The sequence below is a fragment of the Candidatus Phaeomarinobacter ectocarpi genome (assembly GCF_000689395.1).
GTDB lineage: Bacteria > Pseudomonadota > Alphaproteobacteria > CGMCC-115125 > CGMCC-115125 > Pyruvatibacter > Pyruvatibacter ectocarpi.
The window spans coordinates 2,755,246-2,778,420 of record NZ_HG966617.1; the positions used below are offsets into that span (position 1 = coordinate 2,755,246).

General features: G+C 60.5%; 26 protein-coding genes. 17 read left to right on the forward strand and 9 right to left on the reverse strand.

What is annotated here, in order from left to right; all coding sequences use genetic code 11:
• Positions 1–247 precede the first annotated feature (247 nt).
• Positions 248–922, reverse strand: a complete 675-nt coding sequence (locus tag BN1012_RS13145; RefSeq protein WP_043949947.1) for an alpha/beta hydrolase — start codon at positions 920–922, stop codon at positions 248–250.
• A 46-nt stretch (positions 923–968) separates the two neighbouring features.
• Entirely contained in the window at positions 969–1,595 is a 627-nt protein-coding gene (locus BN1012_RS13150) for a DNA-3-methyladenine glycosylase family protein (RefSeq protein ID WP_052535309.1), read from the reverse strand.
• Between the two features lie 18 nt (positions 1,596–1,613).
• Here BN1012_RS13150 and gluQRS point away from each other — a divergent pair, with 18 nt between their 5' ends.
• From gluQRS to BN1012_RS13165, 3 genes are read left to right on the forward strand one after another with little or no spacing between them, the layout of a single operon-like run.
• The gene (gene gluQRS, locus BN1012_RS13155) at positions 1,614–2,522 is read left to right on the forward strand and encodes a tRNA glutamyl-Q(34) synthetase GluQRS (RefSeq protein WP_043949948.1); all 909 of its coding nucleotides are present in this window, start codon (positions 1,614–1,616) and stop codon (positions 2,520–2,522) included.
• Between the two features lie 4 nt (positions 2,523–2,526).
• Entirely contained in the window at positions 2,527–3,117 is a 591-nt protein-coding gene (locus tag BN1012_RS13160) for a GNAT family N-acetyltransferase (RefSeq protein WP_043949949.1), read from the forward strand.
• 53 nt (positions 3,118–3,170) lie between these two features.
• Positions 3,171–3,719, forward strand: coding sequence for an AAA family ATPase (locus BN1012_RS13165; RefSeq protein WP_043949950.1), 549 nt, complete (start codon positions 3,171–3,173; stop codon positions 3,717–3,719).
• Here BN1012_RS13165 and BN1012_RS13170 read toward each other — a convergent pair.
• The 4 genes from BN1012_RS13170 to BN1012_RS13185 form a co-directional block, all read right to left on the reverse strand.
• The gene (locus BN1012_RS13170; RefSeq protein ID WP_171815972.1) at positions 3,716–4,678 is read right to left on the reverse strand and encodes an AEC family transporter; all 963 of its coding nucleotides are present in this window, start codon (positions 4,676–4,678) and stop codon (positions 3,716–3,718) included. The two genes, BN1012_RS13165 and BN1012_RS13170, sit on opposite strands and share 4 nt — an antisense overlap.
• A 167-nt stretch (positions 4,679–4,845) precedes the next feature.
• Positions 4,846–5,235, reverse strand: coding sequence for a hypothetical protein (locus BN1012_RS13175; protein WP_043949951.1), 390 nt, complete (start codon positions 5,233–5,235; stop codon positions 4,846–4,848).
• A 261-nt stretch (positions 5,236–5,496) separates the two neighbouring features.
• Positions 5,497–6,216, reverse strand: a complete 720-nt coding sequence (locus tag BN1012_RS13180) for a hypothetical protein (RefSeq protein WP_043949952.1) — start codon at positions 6,214–6,216, stop codon at positions 5,497–5,499.
• Between the two features lie 75 nt (positions 6,217–6,291).
• The gene (locus BN1012_RS13185) at positions 6,292–7,728 is read right to left on the reverse strand and encodes a hypothetical protein (protein WP_043949953.1); all 1,437 of its coding nucleotides are present in this window, start codon (positions 7,726–7,728) and stop codon (positions 6,292–6,294) included.
• A gap of 441 nt (positions 7,729–8,169) precedes the next feature.
• On the opposite strand from BN1012_RS13185, the gene BN1012_RS13190 reads away from it, so the two are divergent.
• On the forward strand, positions 8,170–9,834 hold the full coding sequence (locus tag BN1012_RS13190; RefSeq protein ID WP_043951090.1) for an acyl-CoA dehydrogenase family protein: 1,665 nt from the start codon (positions 8,170–8,172) through the stop codon (positions 9,832–9,834).
• 226 nt (positions 9,835–10,060) lie between these two features.
• On the opposite strand, the gene BN1012_RS13195 is transcribed toward BN1012_RS13190, so the two are convergent.
• Positions 10,061–10,474 carry a hypothetical protein gene (locus BN1012_RS13195; protein WP_043949954.1) on the reverse strand — a complete coding sequence of 138 codons (414 nt, stop codon included), beginning with the start codon at positions 10,472–10,474 and terminating at the stop codon, positions 10,061–10,063.
• A gap of 156 nt (positions 10,475–10,630) precedes the next feature.
• Between BN1012_RS13195 and BN1012_RS13200 the strand changes: the two genes are divergently transcribed.
• The 4 genes from BN1012_RS13200 (at position 10,631) to BN1012_RS13215 (ending at position 13,058) form a co-directional block, all read left to right on the forward strand.
• On the forward strand, positions 10,631–11,662 hold the full coding sequence (locus BN1012_RS13200; protein ID WP_043949955.1) for an alpha/beta hydrolase: 1,032 nt from the start codon (positions 10,631–10,633) through the stop codon (positions 11,660–11,662).
• A gap of 24 nt (positions 11,663–11,686) precedes the next feature.
• Entirely contained in the window at positions 11,687–12,190 is a 504-nt protein-coding gene (locus BN1012_RS13205; RefSeq protein ID WP_043949956.1) for a DUF2867 domain-containing protein, read from the forward strand.
• A gap of 42 nt (positions 12,191–12,232) precedes the next feature.
• Positions 12,233–12,436, forward strand: coding sequence for a twin transmembrane helix small protein (locus BN1012_RS13210; RefSeq protein ID WP_043949957.1), 204 nt, complete (start codon positions 12,233–12,235; stop codon positions 12,434–12,436).
• A gap of 97 nt (positions 12,437–12,533) precedes the next feature.
• Positions 12,534–13,058, forward strand: coding sequence for a hypothetical protein (locus tag BN1012_RS13215; RefSeq protein ID WP_145973471.1), 525 nt, complete (start codon positions 12,534–12,536; stop codon positions 13,056–13,058).
• Positions 13,059–13,096: 38 nt separating this feature from the next.
• On the opposite strand, the gene BN1012_RS13220 is transcribed toward BN1012_RS13215, so the two are convergent.
• A complete protein-coding gene (locus BN1012_RS13220; RefSeq protein ID WP_171815973.1) occupies positions 13,097–14,101 on the reverse strand; it encodes an alpha/beta hydrolase in 1,005 nt (334 codons plus the stop codon).
• Between the two features lie 86 nt (positions 14,102–14,187).
• On the opposite strand from BN1012_RS13220, the gene BN1012_RS17055 reads away from it, so the two are divergent.
• The 6 genes from BN1012_RS17055 to BN1012_RS17420 all read left to right on the forward strand — a co-directional run bounded on the left by BN1012_RS17055 (position 14,188) and on the right by BN1012_RS17420 (position 19,555).
• Positions 14,188–15,009 carry an AraC family transcriptional regulator gene (locus BN1012_RS17055; protein WP_171815974.1) on the forward strand — a complete coding sequence of 274 codons (822 nt, stop codon included), beginning with the start codon at positions 14,188–14,190 and terminating at the stop codon, positions 15,007–15,009.
• A gap of 144 nt (positions 15,010–15,153) precedes the next feature.
• The gene (locus tag BN1012_RS13230) at positions 15,154–15,846 is read left to right on the forward strand and encodes a rhomboid family intramembrane serine protease (RefSeq protein ID WP_043949958.1); all 693 of its coding nucleotides are present in this window, start codon (positions 15,154–15,156) and stop codon (positions 15,844–15,846) included.
• Between the two features lie 263 nt (positions 15,847–16,109).
• Positions 16,110–16,856, forward strand: coding sequence for an electron transfer flavoprotein subunit beta/FixA family protein (locus BN1012_RS13235; protein WP_043949959.1), 747 nt, complete (start codon positions 16,110–16,112; stop codon positions 16,854–16,856).
• Entirely contained in the window at positions 16,856–17,794 is a 939-nt protein-coding gene (locus BN1012_RS13240) for an electron transfer flavoprotein subunit alpha/FixB family protein (protein ID WP_043949960.1), read from the forward strand. Before BN1012_RS13235 ends, BN1012_RS13240 begins: the two co-directional genes overlap by 1 nt.
• Before the next feature lie 181 nt (positions 17,795–17,975).
• Positions 17,976–18,851, forward strand: a complete 876-nt coding sequence (locus BN1012_RS13245; RefSeq protein WP_043949961.1) for a 3-hydroxybutyryl-CoA dehydrogenase — start codon at positions 17,976–17,978, stop codon at positions 18,849–18,851.
• A gap of 197 nt (positions 18,852–19,048) precedes the next feature.
• Positions 19,049–19,555: a PAS domain-containing protein gene (locus BN1012_RS17420; RefSeq protein WP_171815975.1), complete on the forward strand. Its 507-nt coding sequence runs from the start codon at positions 19,049–19,051 to the stop codon at positions 19,553–19,555.
• Positions 19,556–19,559: 4 nt separating this feature from the next.
• Here BN1012_RS17420 and BN1012_RS13255 read toward each other — a convergent pair whose 3' ends face one another.
• A complete protein-coding gene (locus BN1012_RS13255) occupies positions 19,560–20,231 on the reverse strand; it encodes a TlpA family protein disulfide reductase (protein ID WP_043949963.1) in 672 nt (223 codons plus the stop codon).
• A 34-nt stretch (positions 20,232–20,265) separates the two neighbouring features.
• Between BN1012_RS13255 and argH the strand changes: the two genes are divergently transcribed.
• Genes argH through lysA form a run of 3 tightly spaced genes read left to right on the forward strand, consistent with a single transcriptional unit; the run spans position 20,266 to position 23,116 of the window.
• Entirely contained in the window at positions 20,266–21,645 is a 1,380-nt protein-coding gene (gene argH / locus BN1012_RS13260) for an argininosuccinate lyase (protein ID WP_043951095.1), read from the forward strand.
• Positions 21,642–21,824 (forward strand): lipoprotein, encoded by a 183-nt coding sequence (locus tag BN1012_RS13265; RefSeq protein WP_043949964.1) that lies wholly within the window; start codon positions 21,642–21,644, stop codon positions 21,822–21,824. The genes argH and BN1012_RS13265 overlap by 4 nt, the downstream gene beginning before the upstream one ends.
• Before the next feature lie 8 nt (positions 21,825–21,832).
• A complete protein-coding gene (lysA, locus tag BN1012_RS13270) occupies positions 21,833–23,116 on the forward strand; it encodes a diaminopimelate decarboxylase (protein WP_043949965.1) in 1,284 nt (427 codons plus the stop codon).
• Positions 23,117–23,175: the final 59 nt, after the last annotated feature.

Sequence of the window (23,175 nt, forward strand, 5' to 3'; positions counted from 1 at the left end):
CCGGCGTGCAGGAAATGCCTGGCCCGAAAGTGGTTGGGCAATGCCGGCTCCCGCCGCATCACCAATATCTGCCAACTCCATGTGCACCGTCTGCGGCCTCCTGCCTCAACTCACACAACACTCACCAACGACGCGTCTCGAATCTCTGCGTCCAAACAAGAGTGCCTCAATCGCGCCAGAACATACAATATGTTGTGTGACGCGGGTATGACTCTACACAGAGTTTGCGCGCGCGAAAGCCCCGCACCTATTGAGCCACTACCCCTTGCGCAAAATTGTCCGCTACAAACTGCCCGCCAAGCTGCAGGCCTTCGGGGTCAATGCCATGACCAACACCGCGCGACACATGCCAGCGGGCGGTAAAGCCATTATCTCCCAATGCGCCAACCGCACCATGCATGGCAGCCACGGGCACCATGTCATCCGCGTCCCCATGTATCAGCATCACCGGCGGCTTTGACGGCACCTCGGCCAGACGTTCCGGCCCGATCAGAGCCCCTGAATACCCAAGAATGCACGCAGGCCCCGGCGACCGGCGCGGCCCCACATGCAGCGACATCATCGTGCCCTGACTGAACCCCACAAGCGCAAGCTTCGACCCATCAAGCGAGTGGCTTGCCAGTTCCGCATCAATGAAATCGTTGAGTGCTGGTGCTGCCTCGTCCACACCCTGCGTCATGGCAGCTTCATTGGGACCGGCAGCGCCCAGCGCAAACCACTGATAGCCAGCAGGGTTACCATCGCAGCGTTGCGGACCATTGGGCGCCACGAAGGCTGCTGACGGCAGCAATTGCTGCCAATGCCGCCCAAGAGCAATCAGGTCGTTGCCATCTGATCCATAGCCATGAACCAGAACCACCAGCCGGTCAGCCGGTCCGCCATTGGCCGGGTCAAGACGTGGCCCATCAAACTGTGTCGTCATGTCATTATCTCCGTGTTGACTGGATCACCATATGGAATGGCCGGGCCTAGACCGGGGGGACAGCGTAATACGCCCACAGCACCCGTGCTGCGACGCTTCGGTGAGGCTGCCAGCGTTTTGCAATTTTTGTAATGCCATCTGCATCCGGACGTTTGCGCTTGCGCATCAGCCGTTGCGCGGCCGCCTGCAGGGCAATGTCTCCCGCCGGAAACACATCCGGCCGTCCCAAGCCTGACAGCAGGTAAATATCAGCGGTCCATGGCCCGATGCCTTTGACAGCGATCAGATGCTCATGTGCATCCGCATCATCCATGCGGCTCAGCTTCTTGAAATCCAATAGCCCGTCTGTCACCGCTTGCGCACAGGCGCGCAGATAGCGCTGCTTGGGCCCTGACAGACCGTAGCTGCGCAGGGTCTCGTCTGACGTTGCATGAACAGCGTCAGGCGTCACCTCGCCAAGCCCTGCCTCCAACCGGCCCCAGATCGCACTGGCGCTGGCCACGGACAATTGCTGCCCCATCAGAATGCGCGCCAGCGTATCAAAGCCTGCAGGGCGACGGCGCAGCGGCGGCGGCCCGCCGCACGCCTCAAGCGCCTGCGCCATGTGCTCGCATTGATCCGCCAGCGCATCACAGGCCCGGGCAACGTCTCGATTGGTTTTGATTATCGTCATCGGTGCTATTAGTGACTCATGAGCACGCAAACTACCAGCACCCCACCTCGCAGCACCCCACCGGCCAACACTCTGGCAACCCGTTTTGCCCCCAGCCCCAATGGGCACCTGCACCCCGGTCATGCGTTTTCTGCGCTCACCGCATGGGACTGGGCCAATGCCAATCATGCCCGCTTCCTTTTGCGCATCGAGGACACCGATAGGACCCGCAGCCGCCTGGAGTTTGAGCAGTCCCAGCTGGAGGACCTCGCCTGGCTGGGCCTTGAGTGGGAAACACCCGTCCGCCGCCAGTCCGAACACATGGCGGACTACCAAAAAGGCCTCGACCGGCTGACCCAGCTCGGCGTCATCTATCCGTGCTTTTGCACCCGCAAGGACATCACAGAAGCAGCCATTGCGCCCCATGGCGCTGACGGTGTGATCTATCCCGGCACCTGCCGACACCTGTCCCAGGACGTCCGCGCCACAAGGATCGCGGAAGGGACAGCCCACGCCCTGCGCATGGATGTCACGCGGGCCCTTGCCATCGCCGAACGTCTCAAAGGCAACCGCCTGACCTTCACGGAAGACGGATCAGGGCCGCAGGGAGAAACCGGACGCCTGCCCGTTGACCCCACTCCCATGGGCGACGCTGTCATCACCCGCAAGGACGGCGTCATTGCGTATCATCTGGCCGTGGTGATGGATGACGCGGCCCAGGGCATCACCCACATCATCCGCGGACAGGACCTGTTCTTCGCAACACCGCTGCATCGCGTGTTGCAGGTCCTGCTGGATTTGCCGGAACCCGCATACCACCACCACCGTCTCATCACCGACGACACCGGCGAGCGCATGGCCAAACGGCGCGACTCAAAAACCCTGCGTGACCTGCGCGCCGAGGGCGCAACCCCTGACGACATCAGACGCCTGGTCGGGTTAGGCTGATGCCATGACCCATGACCTGACCGTAAAACGGCTCACCTCAAAAACCTTTCCCGATCTTGAGACCCTCTTCGCACAGAAGGGCTGCTCGTTTGCCCGCGACTGCTGGTGCATGGGTTATCGCCTGTCAGGCAAGGTCATTCCGCCCAAGGGCACCAGCCTTGCAGACCACCGCAAGACCCTCATAGAGGACCGGGCCAGGCACAAACCCGCACCCGGTCTTATCGGCTACGACAAATCCGGCGCCCCCGTGGGGTGGGTGACATTCGGTCCGCGTGAAGAATTCGCACGGCTGAAACGATCACCCGTTATGAAACCCGTTGATGACACGCCGGTCTGGTCAATCCTGTGTTTCGTCGTCCCCTCACCCCATCGCGGGCAGGGCGTTGCAGCTGAGATGCTCTCCCATGCAGTCGCCTTCGCGAAGAGGAGCGGCGTCACAGCCATCGAGGCCTACCCCATCGACAAGGCGGAACGGTCCCAGTCGCAGTTTTTGTGGCATGGCGCGATGTCCATGTTTGCCAAGGCCGGCTTCAAGGAGATTGCCCGCCGCAAGCCCGAACGGCCCGTGATGCGACTCACATTCGCCGGCAACTAGGCCGCCGGATCTAATTTAGCCATTGCCGTGGACGTGACGGCACCGGAACTCAGATGACTCAAGCCCTGCACAAACCGCTGGTGATTTTGTCCGGCTGCTCAGGCGGCGGCAAATCCACCCTGCTCCTGGAACTGGCCCGACGCGGCCACACGACCTTTGACGAACCCGGCCGCGCAGTCGTCCGCGAACAGATCCGGACAGGCGGCACCATTCTCCCGGCAACAGACCCGGTGGGGTTTGCCAAGCGCTGCATCGCCCAGGCCGTCGTTCATTTTGAAAACGCGCCCGCGGACCAGATCTCGTTCTGCGATCGGTCCATCATCGATGCCATCAGCTTTCTCGACCACCACAAGGCCACCTCCGACGCCATCACCGCGACGACGCGCACCTACCGATACGCGGACAATGTTTTCCTGACACCCCCATGGCGCGAAATTTTTGAGGCCGACGCCGAGCGGACCCACAGCTTTGAGGAGGCCGTGGCCGAGTATGAGCGGCTCGCGATATCATTCCCGCACTACGGCTATCGCGCGCACATACTCCCCAAGATCCCCGTTGCCCAACGGGCCGACTACGTGCTGCAGGTGCTGGACGATCGCTAGAACGACAGCGCCCAGGTCAGCACAGCTGAGAGTGTCAGCAAGGACAGCCCGGTGGTGAGAACCACCGCACTGGAGGCAGCACCCGGGGCAGCCGCATAGCGGTTGGCCATGATGAACGTGTAAACGCCCGAGGGCACCGCTGCCATGACGGTTGCCACCTTGAGCCACATGACTGGCAGCGCGAACACGTACGAGCCCAGCAGAAACACCACGAGGGGATGCAGCATCAGCTTGAACAGCGCGATCTGAGACGCCGCGCCAACCGAGCGCCGGATCTCGTAGCGCGACAGGGTGGCCCCCATCACAAACAGCGCACACGGAATGCCCGCCTGCCCCAGCTTCTCCAGCACACCGTCAATCGGCAGCGGCAACGTAAGCCCCGTCTGCCCGAAGATCACACCAGAGCCAAGCGCCCAGAGCAGCGGATTGCGCGCCATGCCCTTGAGGCTGTCGATCAGGATCTGTTTGGTGCTTGGCGGTGCCGAGCCGTCATGGCGCTCTGCCGCCTGCGCTGTCTCCAGCAGAAACGTGCAGATGGTGAAAACCGTCAGTCCGTGAAACGCCAGGATCAGGAACAACGGCACCGACGCTGCTTCTCCAAACGCTGTGAGAATGATCGGGATACCGAGCATCACCGTGTTGGAGAACCCACCGCCAAACCCGATGATGATGGCGTCCTTCAGGGGCCGCCGCAGCACGCTCATCGCCACCCCGATGCCCACGGCCCACACGATGAGAATGCCGCCATAGTACGAGCCCCACAGGCCCCAGGGCAGAACATCGGGAATGTCTGTGTTGGCCAGCGCACGAAACAAGAGAGCCGGAATGGCGAAGTTGAATACGAAGGTGTCCAGCCCATCCGTCGCACTGTCCGAGAACCAGCCAAAACGCGCCGCCACGTAACCGACAACGACCACCCCAAAGACAGGCAGCACCAGCGAGTAAGCAACTTCCATCATGAGCGGCATGTCCTTGGAATAGATGATGCCGCAGGAGAAACACGCTTATGGACCCCCCGGTCAAGCCGGAGGGTGGCGCATTGGAGTGAACTGGGCCCTTCAATCCTTAGGTCGCCATTCTCCGGCTTGACCGGGGAATCCATGCAGCATCACGTTCTGCCTACAAATCAGCCCGCTGCAAACGCGCCAAATGAGCGTTCGCGCCGACGCGGCAACCGCCGGGTTTCTTCCAGCAGGACGGCGTCCACGCACAGGATACCGCGCAGATTACTGGCAATGCTGTTGGCAGCCGCGTCATCGGAAAGCTCTGCTTCAACCCATATAGTCAGCCAGCCGGGTTCGCTCCCCGCCCGCGCGGAAAAGCGTTTGGGCACGAGGCCACGCTTGGCGAAAGGCAAGATCAGCCGGGGCACGGTTTCAGGCTCCGCCGCTGCCCTAATTGTAAAGGCAAAGACGCGCGGCTGATTGGACCGCGCGCGCTGTTGCAGCGGTTCAGATGGTTCGGAAGGTTCAGCGTCGCTAGAGGCAGGAACCGCGATGTTCAAGAAGGGAGACATGACCAGACCCGGAAGAAGAGAGTTCAACAACAGAAGAAGAAGCGTGCACGACAAATACGTCCCGGCTGATAATCACAGCCGGGCCTGTAAGCCGTACGCCCACGCACATCGATGTCACGGAAGGACACGCAGTGCGCCGGGCGCTTCTGGTCTGGGTTTTAGTCATAACGCCACGGACGGTAGTCCCGGCGTTTCAGGCAGCCAACATACAAATTTGCATATCACCTGCCCGCTTCTTCTGGTCACATCTGACGTGCGGACCTACCAGTCATAGAGACCGGTGAAGCTCGCAAAGCCGGCGGTCTCAGCCCACCCCGTCCAGGTAGAGCGCAACCGCTCTGTGGTCTTCGGGCTGTTGAGACCCTGGCCAAGACCAAGAATCTGCAAATCGCTGCATCCCTGAAACCTCTCATGGGTCGGCGCAGGCAGCGTGGCGGATGTGTTTTTCAGCCGCGCATATTCACTGTCTTCCACGCCATCCGTCAGCAGCACGAAGGTCACTGGACCATCTGCACAATCCACCACCTGCGACATGGTCTGCAGGAACGGCAGAATGTTGGTCTTGTTCTGCGCCACCAGCTTGCCGTCGCGCACCAGCTTCGGCACGCCGGTGATCAGCGTCCTGAGGCCGCGTGCAAAATCGGCGGGCTTGGCCCGGGCAGACAGCACCTGGTCAATGCGCAACGTGTTGGACGTCGCATCATAGGAGCCAAAGCTGCGCACCATGACCCGCGCCCGTAGCGGCAGGTCCTCGATCATCGGCGCCACCCGGTCCGCCACCCGACGCGCATAGTCGTCATTGGTGACCATGGGATTGGACTTCGACAGATCAAGGCCGATCACCAGAACCGGCGCGGCTGCTTTTTCCATCACGGGCTCCGGCGCAGGCGGCGACTCAGCCAGCAGGGCCGTGCTTGAAAGTCCGATTCCGGCAACAAGGGCCAGGCTCAAGGTCGAGAGTGTGGAAAGGCTGCGGCGCATGACGCATCGCTCCGGTAAGAAGGGTGAAACCAGAAGTGGTACTCAGTCTTGGCCAGACACGCGAAGTGTAAGACCTCAGGTGGCAGTCGTCGGCAAGGCGGCATACTCGTTGCGACCACCCGAAAGCATGGGCGCCTCGAACTGCGCATCCCGTGCCAAAGCTGACTGGCTTCGGCTTGACCACCACGTGTCGAAAATCTCTTCGTACGCCTCAACCGACATGCTCTGGGAATTGCGTTCCAGACGCGCCCGCAGATCATCGGCACTTTCATGTGTCTCAGCGACAGGCTGCATGGCATTGCCGCGGCTGAAGAACCCACCGCGCACAGGCTGTGCGCCCTGGCGTTTGCCAAGCCCTGCCCGGGCTTCGTCCATGCCATCCAGATGCGCCTGCACTTCGCGCATCAGGCCAGCCCACAGAATGGAACGGCGTGCCTGCGGCTGTTCAAGCTGCTGAATTTCGCGGCTCAGCTGCACATACTCATGTTCGCGCCGGTCCAGCGCATCCGCCTCTGCAGCGCGCGAGCGATACTCACCCACCGCAACCAGATGCTTGAACGCATCAACCGCCCCATGCAGCGCAATCGCGGCCACACCGGTCACCACCAGGAAAATCACACCAAGCGAGGCAAGCCATGTGACGGAGTGCACTTCGCGCGACGTGGCTTCGTCCACAATACTCGGGCCTGCGGCCGGTGCAGCGCTCACTGCTTCTTGCGCCCCAAGGCCAAGGCCTGCCAGCGCATCATCGAGGGACGTGGTGCCGCCAAACGCATCAGCCGTGCCCGCAGGCAGCGACATGGTGGCCAACAGGAACCCAAGGCCAGCAAGCATCAGGACGGCGAATACAAACACGATACGGGTAAACATCTTCTGTCCGGTCGGCCCAAGCGACGCATACACAAGATGCGCCGCAATGGCGGCAAACAGGACCTGAAGCGACTTGAACCCGACAGAGTCAGCCAGGGTGCCTGGCAACTCCAAAAACTCATTGGCCAGTGCCCGAGTCCAGAACTCGGACACGATCGTGTAATCCACAAACAGCGCACCGGCGAACACCAGCAGACCGGCAAGAATGGCCATCAGATGCAGCGGCGTCTGCCGCGCGTTCTGGGCACTAGCCTGAAGGTAGTGGTCAATACGTGTACGGACAGACTGAGGCACAAGCCCGGAAGTTACTTCCACGCTCTCCCCGTCATTGTCCAATGTGCGGGATGACTTGCGGCCGAACAACCCGGACGACTTGTCCCCGGCATATTCATCAGCGCCTGCGAAGGGCGGCTGCGACAAGCGCCGCGCGGCGCTTTCGATCTGCGGCTTCAAGGCTTCCACCTTGGAGCTGTCATTGATGAAGCGCTGCGACAAATCCTGATCGAGCTCAGATAGCCGCGACACGAGATGCAGCTTCGACAGCGCTTCTCCATTGCGCCCACAATTGCGGGCAGACGGGCTGCCTTCGCGTGGCGCCAGTGCGGCGGGGTCAAAAGCCCTGCTGTTGTTTCCTGTGGTCATATCGTCGGCCCCTTCGCCGTGTCTTCCAATTGAGGGCTGCGAAATGAACGCCCGCGCCCAACCAACTCATATTCCGATACATCTGCCGCCACCCTGAGGCTTCGGCAATGAACGCTACCTGAACAAATTAACCCGCCTTAACGCGTATTAAGCTTTCGTTCGGCCTGTACAGAAGAGATACGCAGTACAAAATCCCCACATTTCTGCGCTTTTCTGGCAAAAAGCCGCCAAAGCGCAGCCATGCTGCACTGCACAGAATACGTCGAAATGCGGCCAATAGATGACGCGCATTAACCTTGTTTTCCGCAACGTCCCCGGCAAAAGACTGTGCAAAATCGCCATTCGTTCCAGATATCAGCACGGAGCCACCCCCTCTCGCTTCACAACGAGCCGCCCTATAGGGTGGCGCCAAATCGCCCTTTCATGCCGCCGGACATATCCATGAGCCTCGCCGAACAGCACCATCCTTCTGACTCCATCAGCCGCAACGCCCAGATCGCCGCCGATGCGGCAGGTCGCTACCTGACCGCAGCAACCGCAGCAGTTAAAGCCCGCGTCGCCCCCGACGGCAAACCGGATGCGGCCCTGATCGAGCGGGAGCAGATGGCCGCCCACGGCCTGGCATGGACCGCCACCTATGTTGAAACCCTGCGCCAGCTCGCAGGCTATCTCGAGCGCATGGAAGCCGCCGGCACGCTGACCGACATGGAACGCGGTCTCGCGGGCCTTGCCATCGGTGAATACATCGCCGAGCTCAGCGGCGGCCTGCCCATGAGCCAGGGCGAAATTCTCCGCCCCCACGACATGGGCGTCCCGGCAGCGGCGGTTGAGGCTCTTGTCTCAGAAGCAGGCACGCTCTTCGCAGAAGCATCCACCGCAGACGCCCGCGTCGCCCTCGCCAATCTGATTGAAGCCGATGCAGGCGGGCTTTATGGCAATCCCGGCCTGGACGAAACGCTTGATCTCGTCCGCGACCAGTTCCGCCGGTTCAGCGATGAAAAAGTCGCGCCCTTCGCCCATGGCTGGCATCTGCGCGATGAATTGATCCCGTTGGACGTCATAGAAGCCATGTCCGAACTGGGCGTCTTCGGCCTCACCATCCCGGAAAACGCCGGGGGCCTTGGCATGGGCAAGATCGCGATGTGCGTCGTGTCAGAAGAATTGAGCCGCGGCTATATCGGCGTCGGCTCTTTGGGCACGCGATCCGAAATCGCCGCCGAGCTGATCCTCGCAGGCGGCACCGACGAACAGAAATCCCGCATCCTGCCGAAAATCGCGTCGGGCGAAATTCTGCCCACCGCCGTGTTCACCGAGCCCAACACCGGCTCTGACCTGGCGAGCCTGCGCACCCGCGCCACGAAGAATGGCGACAGCTACACCATCACCGGCAACAAGACGTGGATCACCCACGCCGCCCGCGCTGACATGATGACCCTCCTTGCCCGGAGCAATCCAGACGCGCCGGGCTACAAGGGCCTGTCGATGTTCCTGGTTGAAAAACCCCGCGGCACAGACACCGACGCCTTCCCCCTTGAGGGCATGACCGGCGGCGAGATCGGTGTGCTCGGCTATCGCGGCATGAAGGAATACGAAATCGGCTTTGACGGCGTGGACGTGCCCGACACAAGCCTGTTGGGTGGTGAGGAAGGCAAAGGGTTCAAGCAGCTGATGGCCACCTTTGAAAGCGCCCGCATCCAGACGGCTGCCCGCGCCGTCGGTGTCGCGCAGGCGGCCTTGGACCTTGGCCTTGCTTACGCAACCGAGCGCCAGCAATTCGGCAAGCCGCTGATCCGCTTTCCGCGCGTGGCCGGCAAGCTTGCCATGATGGCGGCGGAAATCATGGCCGCCCGCCAGCTCACCTACTTTGCTGCCCGTGAAAAAGACCAGGGCCGCCGCTGCGACCTTGAAGCCGGCATGGCCAAGCTGCTGGGTGCCCGTGTGGCCTGGGCCGCCGCCGACAATGCCCTGCAGATCCACGGCGGCAACGGCTTTGCGCTTGAATATCCAGTGAGCCGCGTGCTCTGCGACGCCCGCATCCTCAATATCTTTGAAGGCGCCGCAGAAATTCAGGCCCAGGTCATCGCAAGACGGCTGCTGGAGAGCTAAGCGGCGAAACCAACCCCAAAAAGGAATTCCGCATCCCTCCGGCTTGACCGGAGGGCCTACTCGCATCCGCCATTTGCCGATGCGGGGGCAAGGGTGTTGTCAGGTCTCGCCGATTTCTAAGTACGGGTCCGAGAGTGGACCCTCCGGTCAAGCCGGAGGGATACGGGTACGGGGTTGCCAGATCTAAATTTGCAACTGCCTCAGAGCAGACCTCTGAACCGCCCTCTCAACCAGGACACTTCTTGTAGGTCTTGGACACAAAGCCCGGTTCGTTCCAAGCTTCTTTTGCCAGCATCTCCACATATTCATTTTGAGACTGCACCCGCAGCTCTCCGTTTGAATGGATGATGCTCAGATGGTCCGGCCGCGTAATACCGCTGTCATCGCCGCAGGACACCAGCACCACATATTCGTTGACGTCATGGCCCGGTCCCCAGCTCACCGGCGTGTAGGTGAGGAAGGCGCAGCCAAACTCGGTGCCGGAAATGGACCCGTCTGAAATCTGCAACCCCTTGCGCTCGCCATATTGATCAGCAGCACAGGCCTCAGGCCGTTCCGCATAGGTGTGTTTGAGGAAATCAGGCGCCTTTGACGTTGTCTCCGCTACTGCCCCGAAGGAGCCCCCCAGCGAAACCGCCATTACTGTTATCAGACCAACCCGCATTTATTGTGCCCTCGATTTGCTCGTGTGCCTTTGATTTGCAAAATGTGTGAATTGCCACACCGGCACGACCCTGAAATGATTTGCCCTGCGATGCAATCGCATACGCACACCTCAAGTCCTAAAGGACATGCCATGGGCAATTCGACACTCTGGAAACGCATTGGCATCGGCGCCGGCATCGCCGTTCCCGTTCTGGTGCTCATCGTCCTGGCAGGCGTCCTGCCATCGCTTCTTACCGCCGCCCAGCGTGAAGCCCTCAACGGGACACCGGCAGATCACGGCATCGCTTACGAAGACGTCAGCCTCACCACGTCAGACGGTGTGACCATCAAAGGCTGGTGGATGCCGGACGCGACACCACCCGGCATTGATGATTTCACCGGTGAGGTCATCGATACCCAGGGCGTCATCATCTTTGTGCATGGCGCAAACTCCAACCGCACCGACCCCTATGCCAATGCCTATGGCCTGTTCAAGCTGCTGACCCGGATGCGCCACCACGTGCTGGCCATCGACCTGCGCAATTCCGGCGAGTCAGATGCCTGGGGCGGCGGCAAGCTGGACTGGGGCGTGGCAGAAGCGCGGGATGTCCTTGCTGCCGTTGACTACGCTCACGTGCATGGCAAGGGCGAGCCCATCATTCCCTTTGGGGTTTCCATGGGCGGTGCCGCCGCCATCAATGCGGCTGTGCAGGACCAGCGCATCCGCGGTCTCGTCCTGCTGGACCCGTTGCTGGACACCTATGACACCATGACCAATGGCGCGATTGCCGCAGCGGGCTTTCCCCGCGCCCTTGCCCACATCAACACGACAGCGGCTGGTCTTTTCCATGGCGCACCCGTTTTTGGTGACACGGCGCTTGATCGCGCCATCCCCTATGACCGCCCGACCTTGCTCATTCAGGACGAACACGATCCGGTCAATCGCCGCGTCCACGCAGAAGCGCTGGCCGCCGCCAACCGCAACATTGACCTGTGGGTTGCACCGCACCCAGCCGAGGACCACCCCCGCCTTGCAAGCTCTGGCGGGTGGGGCACACACGTAGCTGCCTTTGATCTGTACCCGGACGAAGTAACGGCCCTGCTGCAGGCCTATCTCACTATGGTTCATGCCATCTGTGATGCAGAGGATGCAGAAGCCGAACTCGCTGCATCGGCACAGTAGAGTCCAAAAGAGTAGAGACCAGTCATGGCCATACGCGAGACCACTCTGCCGGCTTCAAGCGCCCTCAACGCCCTGCGCGTGCGCGGTGACTTTCTGGACTGCTTCTTCGGTTCCCATGGGCCAACGCAGGTCAGCACCATGGAAGCCGCCCACATTGCCATGTCGCAGATGCCCGGATGGGCCACCACCCTCATGGCCGCGCGCAACGCCATCGTCGGCCCCCTTGGTCTCAAGACCGGATCATCTGCCCCGCCCGCACCGCCACCGGCACAGACCGGCGTCGGCGACAGCATCGGCATCTTCAAGATCATCAGCGCGTCCGACACCGAAGTCGTGGTGGGCGAAGACGACCGGCACCTCAACTTCAGGGCTTCGATCTTCAAGGATGACGCGGGTTTCTATCTCGCCACCTGGGTCAAGCCACACAATCTGGCTGGCCACGCCTATCTCGCTACCATCATGGTGTTCCATAAACTGATTGTTAGAGACGCGGTTCAGCGGATTGTGACGTCGCATCCTGCGTCATAACTTCCCCTTGCTCCCTCACCCAAGCGGACTACAATTTCGGCCATGGCAATTTTTGATTACATCATCCCCATCGCCCTGGCTGCCGTCGCCCTTGTGCTCGTGGCCGGCCTCTTGAACATGTGGCGTGCGGGCAGTGCCGAGCAGGCCTCCCGGTCGCAGATGCTGATGCGCTGGCGCGTCATTCTGCAGTTTGTGGCGATTCTCATCATCATTGCGGCGTTCTGGTTTCAGGGCTTCCGGCCTTAACCCTTTGCCTCATAAGGCCTTTTCATTTGGCCCTCGCGTTCCGATATGATCCTGCATGCCCGATGGGGCACACGCCACGCAGGACGGGACGCCACCCATGCCAGACTCAAATGAGCACGACCCAGAGCCCCAGACCGGGCCCCAGACCGGGCCCCAGACCGGCTTGGTCCATGATCCCATAAGCAGCCGCCGCGAAGACCGCTGGGCGCTGTTCTGGGATGTGATGGTTTTTCAGCTGAAACTCGGCCTCGACGCCCTGCGAGACCTCATTCTGAGCCCGCTGTCCTTCGGGGCCCTTCTGCTTGGCGTCATCGCCGGCGGCGACAAGCCCTACCAGTATTTTGAACGCCTGCTGCGCTTTGGCCGCCAGACGGAGCGGATCATCAACCTCTTCGGCACCGCCCGCGTGCCCTATGACCCCTATGAAGGCACCTCAGACAATCTTGCCGTCGACAAGCTGTTCTCCAACGTGGAAGAGCTTCTGCGCCGCAATGTGGATGGCAGCGAGAAGGCGTCGTCCGCCAAAACCAAGGTGGATGAGACCATCGATGAACTGGAAGCACGCCTCGAAAAGCTGAGGACCAGGGCAAAGCAACGCTTTGAAAGCGGCCCCAAGGTCTGAGCGTTACATCTAGAAGGCACATCGAACAGGCAACACGCCTATTTTTGTTCCGTATGCGCCTTGATGGCGGCAACGATGTTCTCCAGCGCCTCTGCCGACGACGCCTTGAGACCGTCATAAGCCTGGAAGACATGCGGCATGTCCGACCAGACATCGAGAGAGACATCCGCCCCCTTCTCCTGTTGCACCTGTGCAAACTCCACAATCATGTCCCGCAGAACTTCGCGCCCGCCTGCCTGCAGATAGATCGGCGCCGTTCCCCTGTAGTCCTGGTAGATCGGTGACAGGGCTTCGCGGCCGTAGGTCCCCTGGGGGTCAAGCCACTCTCCAAACTTGAGGGCCATCCATCCCTGCACCAGATCATAGCGGTCATTGTCACGCATGCTGGCCCCACGGTCACCAATGTCAGTCCACGGGCAAAGCCCAATGCACAGGGACGGCTGCTCCAGCCCCTGCGCCTTCAGGGTCTGCAGCAGCATGAGCGACATATGCCCACCCGCACTATCGCCAATCACGACAATGTCTTTGGGCGCAACGGTCTGTGTCACATAGGTCCAGGCCGCAAACGCATCCTCCGCCTGAGCCGGGTGTGGATGTTCGGGTGTCAGGCGATAGTCGGGGGCAAAGACAGCCGCACCTGTGTGATGCGCCAGCATGGCCGCATAGCGCGCACTGACACCGCCATGAAACGTGTAACCACCGCCATGAAGATACAAAAGTGTGACGCCCGAGCCCTGCCCCTTTGGCCGATACCAGCAGCCTTTGGGGTCTGCAGTAGGCTCCTGGCTCACGTGATACACGTCATCCGTTTCCGGTTGAACGCTGTCGAACAGCAGCCGCCCGCGCGCAATATCTCCGCCCGTCATTGCCGCCGTAAACTGGTGACGGACAAAGCGGATACCGATTTCCAGATTGGCGTCCCAGTCCGGTGCCAGACGGCGCCCCACCGCGTGCCGCAGATAGGTTGAGATCGCAATCCGGTTCAGGGTCGCGAAACTCTTCAGACGCAACATCAAGGGACCGGAGAAGTGCAGTTTCGACATGGCGGATACCTCGTATAAAGACTGCCCCTTTATTGTCCGCACACGCCGACGCTTATAGAATGATTGCGTCAGTTCGGAGTGTGATGATGAAACCCGTGTCAAAGCTGCAATTGCCGCCATCGCCGCTCTCCGGCTGCGTGTTTGCCGCAATTTTTCGCGACACACGCGGGGCCGCACTGCCGGATGAAGACAGGGTTTCCTATTTCCCCGCGTCGCCGCTGGTGACGCTCACCCTGGTGCGCACCGGCAAGCTCTACATGCTTCCCACAGGACGAGACTGGCACGACATCAGTGATCTGACCCCGCTGCCACGCCTATCGGCCACCCCGCCAACCGATGTCCCCATTTCAAGCTGGGCGCCGGACGACATCGAAGCCATTTCGTTCGGGATTTACCCTGATGCATGGGTGCAGCTGGGAGGCGACACCGGGTTTTCACACATCCCCCCGGGCCTTAAGGCAGCAGTCGACGCCTTTGATGCCCATGACGATGTGGACCAGGGCTGGGCGGCGTTCAGCACAGCCCTGGCAAAGACGTGGTCCGCGCAGAGGCGGTCATGGCCGGCAGTCACGAGCATTTCAGACTGGGTAAGAGGGTTGATGGTCCGCACACTGACGTCTGGACGCGGAAAAAGCCTGCGGTCGCTGGAGCGCCGCCTCAAAAGGGCCAGCGGACACACCAGGCGCACGCTGGATTTCCATGCCTCGTTCGACAATCTGCACCGCGTTTTCTACCAGCACCCCAAAAGCCCGCTTGCGGAAATAGCCGTTGAAGCGGGATATTCAGACCAGTCCCATATGGGCCGCGCCGTGCGACGCGCCACAGGCTTTTCGCCCGCCCATCTCAACCGCCGGATCGACACGGACGAGGCCTTTTGGTGCTACCGGGTGCTCGGCGAGCGTTTCTGACAGCCGCCCACAGCCCAAGAAGAGCCCAAGAAGAGCTCAAGAAAACCCAAAACACTTGGGCTATGGCTTTTCAGCGCGTTGTCCTAGAGTCGGTCCAAAGCAGCCTGAAGTGTTGCGGCACCCGTCGGCCAGGATCCAGCGCCCATGTTCATCCCGATCCATGATGACAATCCGCTCAAGGTGATCTCGTTTCAGCGCGTCACCGTCGCGTTGATCGTCACCAATGTGCTCGTGTTCCTGTGGCAAACGTCCCTTGCGCCCGGCGAGATCATCGCCGCTGACCAGGCCTTTGGTGTCGTGCCCGCAGCTTTGCTGGGCGGCCTGCCGGATTTCGGGGCCTTTCCCGAGGAACTGGCCCTCATCACCTACATGTTCCTGCACGCGGATGTCTGGCACCTGGGCGGCAACATGCTGTTCCTGTGGGTGCTTGGCGACAATGTGGAAGATGACCTGGGCCATATGCGCTATCTGGTCTTCTATCTGCTGTGCGGCATTGCCGGTGCCCTGCTGTTTGCTGTCCTCAAGCCTGATTCGACGATTCCCCTGATTGGCGCCAGCGCGGCCACATCAGGGCTGGTGGCCGCCTATTTGATGCTCCATCCGCGCGTGAAAATGTGGGCCGTGCTGGTTCTGCGTGTGCCGCTTTACATCCCCGCCTGGGCCGTTTTGGGCGGCTGGATGGCCTTTCAGGTGGTGATGGTGGTGGCGGATCCCGGCAGTCCCACCGCCTGGTGGGGCCATATTGGCGGTTTTCTGGCTGGTGTGGTGCTCACACCCTTCCTGAAACGTGCCGGAGTGCCGCTGTTTGGCGGTTCCAACGAGAGTGCAGCCAAGTGACGCGGGCCTGAGCGCCCCAAACACCCTCGTTTTGGCCCTTCCGCGTCATAAATCCTGCTCCAACGGGGTCGGGTCTTCGCGTTGACTCGCCTTTAGGGGACAAGTACGTTCCCGCACCGCAACAATACTCGGTGAGCAATCATCGGGTTTGCTTGGTTTTCCGCTCGCGCCCAAGGCTATCGGCTCCAAAGGCTGACCGGCCAAAGCGCGGCATCCAGAAACGAAGCTCCCTAACAAGTTTCGCAATCTCGGAGACTGCCTCCATGAAAGTGCTCGTGCCCATCAAGCGCGTGGTCGATTACAACGTGAAGGTCCGCGTAAAAGCAGACCAGTCCGGCGTTGAACTGGCCAACGTGAAAATGTCGATGAACCCCTTCGACGAAATCGCTGTTGAAGAGGCCATCCGCCTCAAGGAAGCCGGAACGGCCGACGAAGTCATCGTCGTCTCCATCGGCCCGCAGCAGGCTCAGGAAACAATCCGTACTGCCCTCGCCATGGGCGCCGATCGCGGCATCCTGGTGAAGACAGACGACAAGGTTGAGCCGCTCAACGTGGCCAAGATCCTCAAAGGCGTCGTCGAGGCGGAAAGCCCCGAACTCGTCATTCTTGGCAAGCAGGCCATTGATGATGACGCCAACCAGACCGGCCAGATGCTCGCAGCCCTGCTCGGCTGGGGTCAGGGCACGTTCGCTGCCAGCATCGAAAAGGCTGACAGCAAGCTCACCGTGGTGCGCGAAATTGACGGCGGCACACAGACTGTGGCCCTCAACCTGCCAGCCATCGTGACCGCAGACCTGCGCCTCAACGAGCCGCGCTATGCGTCCCTGCCCAACATCATGAAGGCGAAGAAGAAGCCGATTGATGAAAAGGCACCGGCAGACTTCGGTGGTGACACCGCAGCCCGCCTGAACGTCCTCAAAGTAACCGAGCCGCCGGAACGTGAAGCCGGCATCAAGGTCGAGACTGTTGCTGAACTGGTCGGCAAGCTCAAAGAAGAAGGGGTTATCTAATGACAACGCTCCTTATTGCAGAACACTCAAACGATGCCCTCAACGACGCCACTGCCAAGGCCCTGACGGCCGCCACGCAGATCGGCAGCGACGTTCACATTCTCGTCGCCGGTGAAGGCTGTGGCGCAGCTGCTGAAGCTGCTTCCAAGCTTGAAGGTGCCGCCAAGGTGCTGGTTGCAGATGATGCCCAGTACGCAAAGCAGGTTGCCGAACCCATGGCCGCTCTCATCGTCAGCCTGGCTGGCGACTATGATGCGATCCTGTCTGCGGCAACCACAAACGGCAAAAACTACATGCCGCGTGTTGCTGCTCTTCTGGACGTGGCCCAGATCTCGGAAATCATGTCGGTCGAATCCGCCGACACGTTTACCCGTCCGATCTATGCCGGTAACGCCATCGAGCACGTGCAGTCCACAGACGCCAAGAAGGTCATCACGGTCCGTACCGCGTCCTTCTCTGCGGCAGGTGACGGCGGTTCAGCCGCCGTTGAAAACGTGGCTGCTGCTGACAACCCTGGCCTGTCTGAATTTGTCGGCGAAGAGCTGACCAAGTCCGACCGTCCGGAACTGACAGCTGCCAAGGTCATCATCTCCGGTGGCCGTGGCATGCAGAACGGTGAAAACTTCGCCATGCTCGATAGCGTTGCTGACAAGCTGGGTGCTGCTGTGGGTGCCTCGCGCGCCGCAGTGGACGCAGGCTTCGTGCCCAACGATTACCAGGTCGGCCAGACCGGCAAGATCGTTGCCCCTGAGCTCTACATCGCCGTTGGCATCTCCGGTGCCATTCAGCACCTTGCCGGCATGAAGGACTCAAAGGTCATCGTTGCCATCAACAAGGATGAAGAAGCTCCCATCTTCCAGGTTTCCGATTACGGCCTGGTTGCGGACCTCTTCAACGCTGTACCCGAACTCGACGAAGAGCTCGGCAAAGTACTCTAGGCAGCGTCTCCCCCAGGGAGATATGACTTAAACACGCTACGCTTGCCCGGAACCTTGGTGCATACTGTGCCCACAAGGTTCCGGGCAGCTTTTTTTGAAGGCCGGTCTGCTGCCGGCAGCCAGTACATGCGTGACGCTGATAGCGGGCCCTTATCAGCGGACCAGAAGCAGGACAAACCTTATGAAAATCGGAACCGTTGGTGTGATTGGCGCAGGCCAGATGGGCAATGGCATTGCCCATGTGTGCGCCCTGTCAGGTCTTGATGTCATTCTCCACGATGTGGACGAAGGCGCCATTGAGCGCGGCCTTGCCACCATCAACGGCAACCTTGCCCGCCAGGTCGCCAAGGGCACCATTGACGACGCCGCCCGCGATGCCGCCATGTCCCGCATCCGCGCGTCCGGTGGCCTCGAAGCCCTGTCCGCCTGCGACCTCGCCATTGAAAGCGCCACCGAAGAAGAACAGGTGAAGCGCAAGATCTTTGCCGATATCTGCCCGGTCCTGTCCGAGCACGCCATCCTCGCAACCAATACCTCGTCCATTTCCATCACGCGCCTTGCAGCTTCAACGGACCGCCCGGAACGCTTCATGGGCATTCACTTCATGAATCCTGTCCCGCGCATGGAATTGGTGGAACTCGTTCGAGGCATCGCAACGGACGAAGACACGTTCAAGGAATGCAAAGGTTTCGTCGATCACATCGGCAAGAAGGCAACCGTTGCAGAAGACTTCCCGGCCTTCATCGTCAACCGCATCCTGCTGCCAATGATCAACGAAGCGATCTACACGCTCTATGAAGGCGTCGGTAGCGTGGAGGCCATCGACACAGCCATGAAGCTGGGTGCCAACCACCCGATGGGACCGCTGGAACTGGCAGACTTCATCGGCCTAGATACCTGCCTGTCCATCATGCAGGTGCTGTATGAGGGCCTGGCGGATTCCAAATATCGCCCGTGTCCCCTGCTGGTGAAATATGTTGAAGCAGGCTGGCTTGGCCGCAAGGCTAACCGCGGCTTTTATGATTATCGCGGTGAGGCGCCGGTCCCGACTCGCTAATGTCCGCAGCAGCGATTGCCGGTAACCTTTGCAACTATTAATTGAACATCAAATCAACCTCTGGTTTCAATGAAATCAAAGAGTTAGTGACTCGCGTTAACCATAATGCGGATGGGTTTTCACCAGCGCTGTTAACCTCTGACAATTTGTCGTTACATGGTTCCGTATTAACAACCATTCATATTCAGTGTGTGTTCGTGAGTAACGATTCATCAGCGCCTAACGGCGAAATCGACATTACTTTTCTTTCGGAACCCGAGCATCCAGGTGCGATTAAGCTCTGGAAGTACTGGCAAAGTAAGTGTGCGAACCGGCTGATCCCGGATCGTGCCGACATGAATTTCGCTGATGTGCCCGACATCGCCCCCAACCTTCTTGTCGCAGAACGCGTCGAAGGGTCTGACGATTTTCGCATGCGCCTGTTCGGGTCAGCGCTGACCCAGATAACCGGTGAAGAGCGAACCGGAAAACTGCTGCAGGAGTTTGGCGGCCCTGACACCAAGACGCGGGCCCGCTGGCAGGCGGTCATGGCAGAGGTGGCGAGAACCCAACACCCGGTCTTCATCAAGGCCGGTGGATCACGCGACCAGACGTCTCATTTGGTGTTTCATGGCGTCGTCATGCCCCTGACCAATGGCGGAGACAGCATCGAGCAGTTCCTGGGCGCGCTGTTTACAAACTACACCAGCGACGAAGACCGGTAAGGGTCTAGCCGTCGGCAGCCGATGCAGCTGCCTCTTCTGCCTTATCAACGCCTACAGCAGCCCGGACAAGAGCAACGGCATCAGGATCATCCCAATGGGCAGGCCCCACAAGGCGCCCAAGGCTTTTCCCGTCACGCCCGATCAGCAACGTCGTGGGCAGGCCAAACGCACCTAGTCGCGTGCCCATGCGGCCGGTCTTGTCGTGATAGAGCGCCAGATGCTTGATCTCGATTTCCTCAAGAAAATCCCTCGGCTTCTCAATGCCCCCCCGATCAAGACTCAACGCCAGCACCAGAAAATCATCGCTGCCGACTTCTGCCTGAAGCGCGTCCAGGGCAGGCATCTCCTCGCGGCACGGCGCGCACCATGTGGCCCATAGATTGAGCAGCACAACACGGCCTTTGAAATCTGCCAGCGTCAGCGGATTGCCATCCCCATCCACAAACTCGATGGCCTCAAGCGGCAATGGTTCGCGCGCGGCCACAAAGTTCTGAACCGCCCCTACCGCATAGGGCTTCAATGTAGCAACGCTTGCCGCTGGCGCCTCTGGCTCGCCTGATTTGCCACCGAATGGGTTGCCGTATAGAACCGCCGCAAGTCCCGCTGCCAGGATGAAGGCGGCCAACTGAAACCGAAGCTTGGGTGAGACTTTCTGCGGGCGTTTCTCGCGGGCCATCGAAGCGGGTTTCCTTGAAGTGAAGAACAAGACAATGGGCAACAAAATGTGGGGCGGCCGGTTCGCTGACGGACCTGACGCCATCATGGAGGCCATCAACGTCTCCATCGACTTCGACCAGCGGCTGGCGATGCAGGACCTCGCCGGCAGCCGCGCGCATGCACAAATGTTGTCCGATTGCGGCATTATCTCAAGCGCCGACGTGGCAGAAATCCTTAAAGGACTGGATCAGGTCGAACAAGAGATCGTGAACGGCACCTTCCCGTTCCGCCGCGACCTTGAAGACATCCACATGAACATCGAAGCCCGGCTGACCGAGATTGTCGGCCCGGCAGCAGGTCGTCTGCATACGGCCCGCTCGCGCAACGACCAGGTGGCGACCGACTTCAAGCTGCATGTGCGCGAACGGCTGGTGGCTTTCGATGAAGGCCTCAAGCAGCTTCAGATCGCCTTGGTCAATCAGGCAGACGCCAACGCCGACACGGTCATGCCCGGCTTTACGCATCTGCAGACAGCGCAACCGGTCACCTTTGGCCATCACTGCCTGGCCTATGTGGAGATGCTGGCGCGCGACCGCAGCCGGTTCATGGATGCCCATGCCCGCGCAGGCCAAAGCCCGCTGGGCTCAGCAGCTCTCGCCGGCACGTCCTTCCCCATCAACCGGGAACAGACGGCTAAGGCGCTGGGCTTCGACGACCCCACCCGCAACTCGCTCGACGCTGTTGCGGATCGCGACTTCGTGCTCGAAACCCTGTCAGCGGCCAGCATCTGCTCCATTCACCTGTCGCGGCTCGCAGAAGAAATCGTCATCTGGACATCAGCGCAGTTCAACTTCGTGCGCCTGCCGGACAAGTTCTCAACCGGCTCATCCATCATGCCGCAGAAGCGCAACCCGGACGCCGCGGAACTCGTGCGCGCCAAGCCCGGTCGTATCATCGGTGCGCTGACAAGCCTGCTGGTCATGCTCAAGGGTCTGCCCATGACCTATTCAAAGGACATGCAGGAAGACAAAGAGCCCGCCTTTGACGGCATGGACGCTCTCGACCTCGCCATTGCAGCGATGACCGGCATGATGGCCGATCTCACGGTCAACAAGCCCGCCATGCGCGACAGCGCCGGCAAGGGGTTTTCAACCGCAACAGACCTAGCGGACTGGCTCGTGCGTGCCCTCGACATGCCCTTCCGCGATGCCCATCACGTGACCGGGCGCCTCGTGGCGGCTGCCGAAGCAAAAGGCTGCGACCTTGATGGTCTGACGCTGGACGAGATGCGTGAAGCCGAGCCAAAAATCACCTCTGAAGTTTTTGATGTGCTGGGCCTCGACAACTCGGTCAAAAGCCGCACAAGCTTTGGCGGAACATCGCCCGACAATGTACGGGCGCAGGTCGCATTCTGGCGGGAGCAGCTTTCATGAGCGCCACATTCAGCAAGACGGTCAAACTGACATGCGTCGTCGCGCTTGCCGCTTTCGTCAGCGCATGCGGTGTGCGCGGCAGCCTCGTGCCGCCGGAAGGAAGCGGAGTCCTGATTGAAGAGCCGGAAGGCGACCGCTTCCCGCAGCCTGCACCCGTCGAAGAAACCGAAGAAAACTAAGCAAGCAGATGCATCATTTCGCCTACAAGAACGGCGCACTCCACGCTGAAGACGTTGCCCTGTCCGCCATCGCGGATGAAGTGGGCACGCCTTTTTACTGCTATTCCACAGCAACACTGGAGCGCCACTACCGCGTGTTCTCCGAGGCCTTCAAGCAGGGCACCGGCGGCAATCAGGCGCTTGTGTGCTTCTCGGTTAAATCAAACTCGAACCTTGCCGTCGTCTCGACGCTGGCGCGCATGGGTGCAGGCGCCGATGTCGTGTCACAGGGCGAAATCCGCATTGCGCGTGCGGCAGGCATTCCGGCAAACAGAATCGTTTTCTCCGGCGTCGGCAAGAAGCGCGACGAGATGGCCTACGCGCTCGACGCTGGCATCCTCATGTTCAACGTGGAAAGCGAACCTGAGCTTGAAGCGCTCAATGAGGTCGCGCTCGCCAAGAACATGCGCGCCCCAATCTCCCTGCGCGTGAACCCGGACGTGGATGCCAACACCCATGTGAAAATCACCACAGGCAAAGCCGAAAACAAGTTCGGCATTGCCTGGGAGCGCGCCCACGCTGTTTATGCACGCGCTGCAGACCTGCCTGGCATTGAGATTGTCGGTGTTGATGTGCACATCGGCAGCCAGATCACATCCCTTGATCCCTTCCGCGCAGCTTTCGCCAAGGTGGCAGAGCTTGTGCGTGAGTTGAAAGATCAGGGCCATGACGTGCGCAACGTCGACCTCGGCGGCGGTCTTGGGATTCCCTACATGCAGGGCAACGAGCCCCCGCCCCACCCGGACGAATATGGCCGCATCGCCTGTGATGCGTTTGCCGACCTTGACGTGCGCCTGCTGTTTGAACCCGGCCGCATCATTGCCGGCAATGCCGGCGTGCTGGTGACGGAAGTGACCTACGTGAAGAACGGCGAAGCGAAGGATTTCCTGATTCTCGATGCCGGCATGAACGACCTGATCCGCCCGACGCTCTATGACGCCTGGCACGACATGCTTCCCCTCAAGGAAGCAGGGGCCGATGCCCCACGTCTCAAGGCCGATATCGTCGGCCCGGTCTGCGAAAGTGGCGATACCTTCGCAAAGGATCGTGAACTCACAGCGCTTGCTCAAGGCGACCGTCTCGCTATCCTCTCTGCAGGAGCATATGGCGCGGTTCAGGCTTCCACCTACAACGCGCGCCCCCTGGTGGCCGAGGTTATGGTCAACGGGGATCAGTGGTCCGTGGTTCGCGAGCGCCAAACTTATGACGCTTTGCTGGCTGACAACCGCATGCCGGACTGGCTGGACACATAAGGTCCAATATCTGCGCCGGTCAGGTGGCAAATACCTGCGACCGCCCAAAAGGGCCCAAG

What these genes read in the sequence shown, in the direction of transcription:
- BN1012_RS13215 (WP_145973471.1), top strand. Translation starts at nt 12,534, where the DNA reads ATGCCAGACTCAAATGAGCACGACCCAGAGCCCCAGACCGGGCCCCAG.
- BN1012_RS13185 (WP_043949953.1), bottom strand. Translation starts at nt 7,728, where the DNA reads ATGACCACAGGAAACAACAGCAGGGCTTTTGACCCCGCCGCACTGGCG.
- BN1012_RS13165 (WP_043949950.1), top strand. Translation starts at nt 3,171, where the DNA reads ATGACTCAAGCCCTGCACAAACCGCTGGTGATTTTGTCCGGCTGCTCA.
- BN1012_RS13195 (WP_043949954.1), bottom strand. Translation starts at nt 10,474, where the DNA reads ATGGCGGTTTCGCTGGGGGGCTCCTTCGGGGCAGTAGCGGAGACAACG.
- argH (WP_043951095.1), top strand. Translation starts at nt 20,266, where the DNA reads ATGGGCAACAAAATGTGGGGCGGCCGGTTCGCTGACGGACCTGACGCC.
- BN1012_RS13235 (WP_043949959.1), top strand. Translation starts at nt 16,110, where the DNA reads ATGAAAGTGCTCGTGCCCATCAAGCGCGTGGTCGATTACAACGTGAAG.
- BN1012_RS13245 (WP_043949961.1), top strand. Translation starts at nt 17,976, where the DNA reads ATGAAAATCGGAACCGTTGGTGTGATTGGCGCAGGCCAGATGGGCAAT.
- BN1012_RS13205 (WP_043949956.1), top strand. Translation starts at nt 11,687, where the DNA reads ATGGCCATACGCGAGACCACTCTGCCGGCTTCAAGCGCCCTCAACGCC.
- BN1012_RS17055 (WP_171815974.1), top strand. Translation starts at nt 14,188, where the DNA reads ATGAAACCCGTGTCAAAGCTGCAATTGCCGCCATCGCCGCTCTCCGGC.
- lysA (WP_043949965.1), top strand. Translation starts at nt 21,833, where the DNA reads ATGCATCATTTCGCCTACAAGAACGGCGCACTCCACGCTGAAGACGTT.
- BN1012_RS13160 (WP_043949949.1), top strand. Translation starts at nt 2,527, where the DNA reads ATGACCCATGACCTGACCGTAAAACGGCTCACCTCAAAAACCTTTCCC.
- BN1012_RS13240 (WP_043949960.1), top strand. Translation starts at nt 16,856, where the DNA reads ATGACAACGCTCCTTATTGCAGAACACTCAAACGATGCCCTCAACGAC.
- BN1012_RS13190 (WP_043951090.1), top strand. Translation starts at nt 8,170, where the DNA reads ATGAGCCTCGCCGAACAGCACCATCCTTCTGACTCCATCAGCCGCAAC.
- BN1012_RS13220 (WP_171815973.1), bottom strand. Translation starts at nt 14,101, where the DNA reads ATGTCGAAACTGCACTTCTCCGGTCCCTTGATGTTGCGTCTGAAGAGT.
- BN1012_RS13175 (WP_043949951.1), bottom strand. Translation starts at nt 5,235, where the DNA reads ATGTCTCCCTTCTTGAACATCGCGGTTCCTGCCTCTAGCGACGCTGAA.
- BN1012_RS13200 (WP_043949955.1), top strand. Translation starts at nt 10,631, where the DNA reads ATGGGCAATTCGACACTCTGGAAACGCATTGGCATCGGCGCCGGCATC.
- BN1012_RS13210 (WP_043949957.1), top strand. Translation starts at nt 12,233, where the DNA reads ATGGCAATTTTTGATTACATCATCCCCATCGCCCTGGCTGCCGTCGCC.
- BN1012_RS13170 (WP_171815972.1), bottom strand. Translation starts at nt 4,678, where the DNA reads ATGATGGAAGTTGCTTACTCGCTGGTGCTGCCTGTCTTTGGGGTGGTC.
- BN1012_RS13150 (WP_052535309.1), bottom strand. Translation starts at nt 1,595, where the DNA reads ATGACGATAATCAAAACCAATCGAGACGTTGCCCGGGCCTGTGATGCG.
- BN1012_RS13180 (WP_043949952.1), bottom strand. Translation starts at nt 6,216, where the DNA reads ATGCGCCGCAGCCTTTCCACACTCTCGACCTTGAGCCTGGCCCTTGTT.
- BN1012_RS13255 (WP_043949963.1), bottom strand. Translation starts at nt 20,231, where the DNA reads ATGGCCCGCGAGAAACGCCCGCAGAAAGTCTCACCCAAGCTTCGGTTT.
- BN1012_RS13145 (WP_043949947.1), bottom strand. Translation starts at nt 922, where the DNA reads ATGACGACACAGTTTGATGGGCCACGTCTTGACCCGGCCAATGGCGGA.
- BN1012_RS13265 (WP_043949964.1), top strand. Translation starts at nt 21,642, where the DNA reads ATGAGCGCCACATTCAGCAAGACGGTCAAACTGACATGCGTCGTCGCG.
- BN1012_RS13230 (WP_043949958.1), top strand. Translation starts at nt 15,154, where the DNA reads ATGTTCATCCCGATCCATGATGACAATCCGCTCAAGGTGATCTCGTTT.
- gluQRS (WP_043949948.1), top strand. Translation starts at nt 1,614, where the DNA reads ATGAGCACGCAAACTACCAGCACCCCACCTCGCAGCACCCCACCGGCC.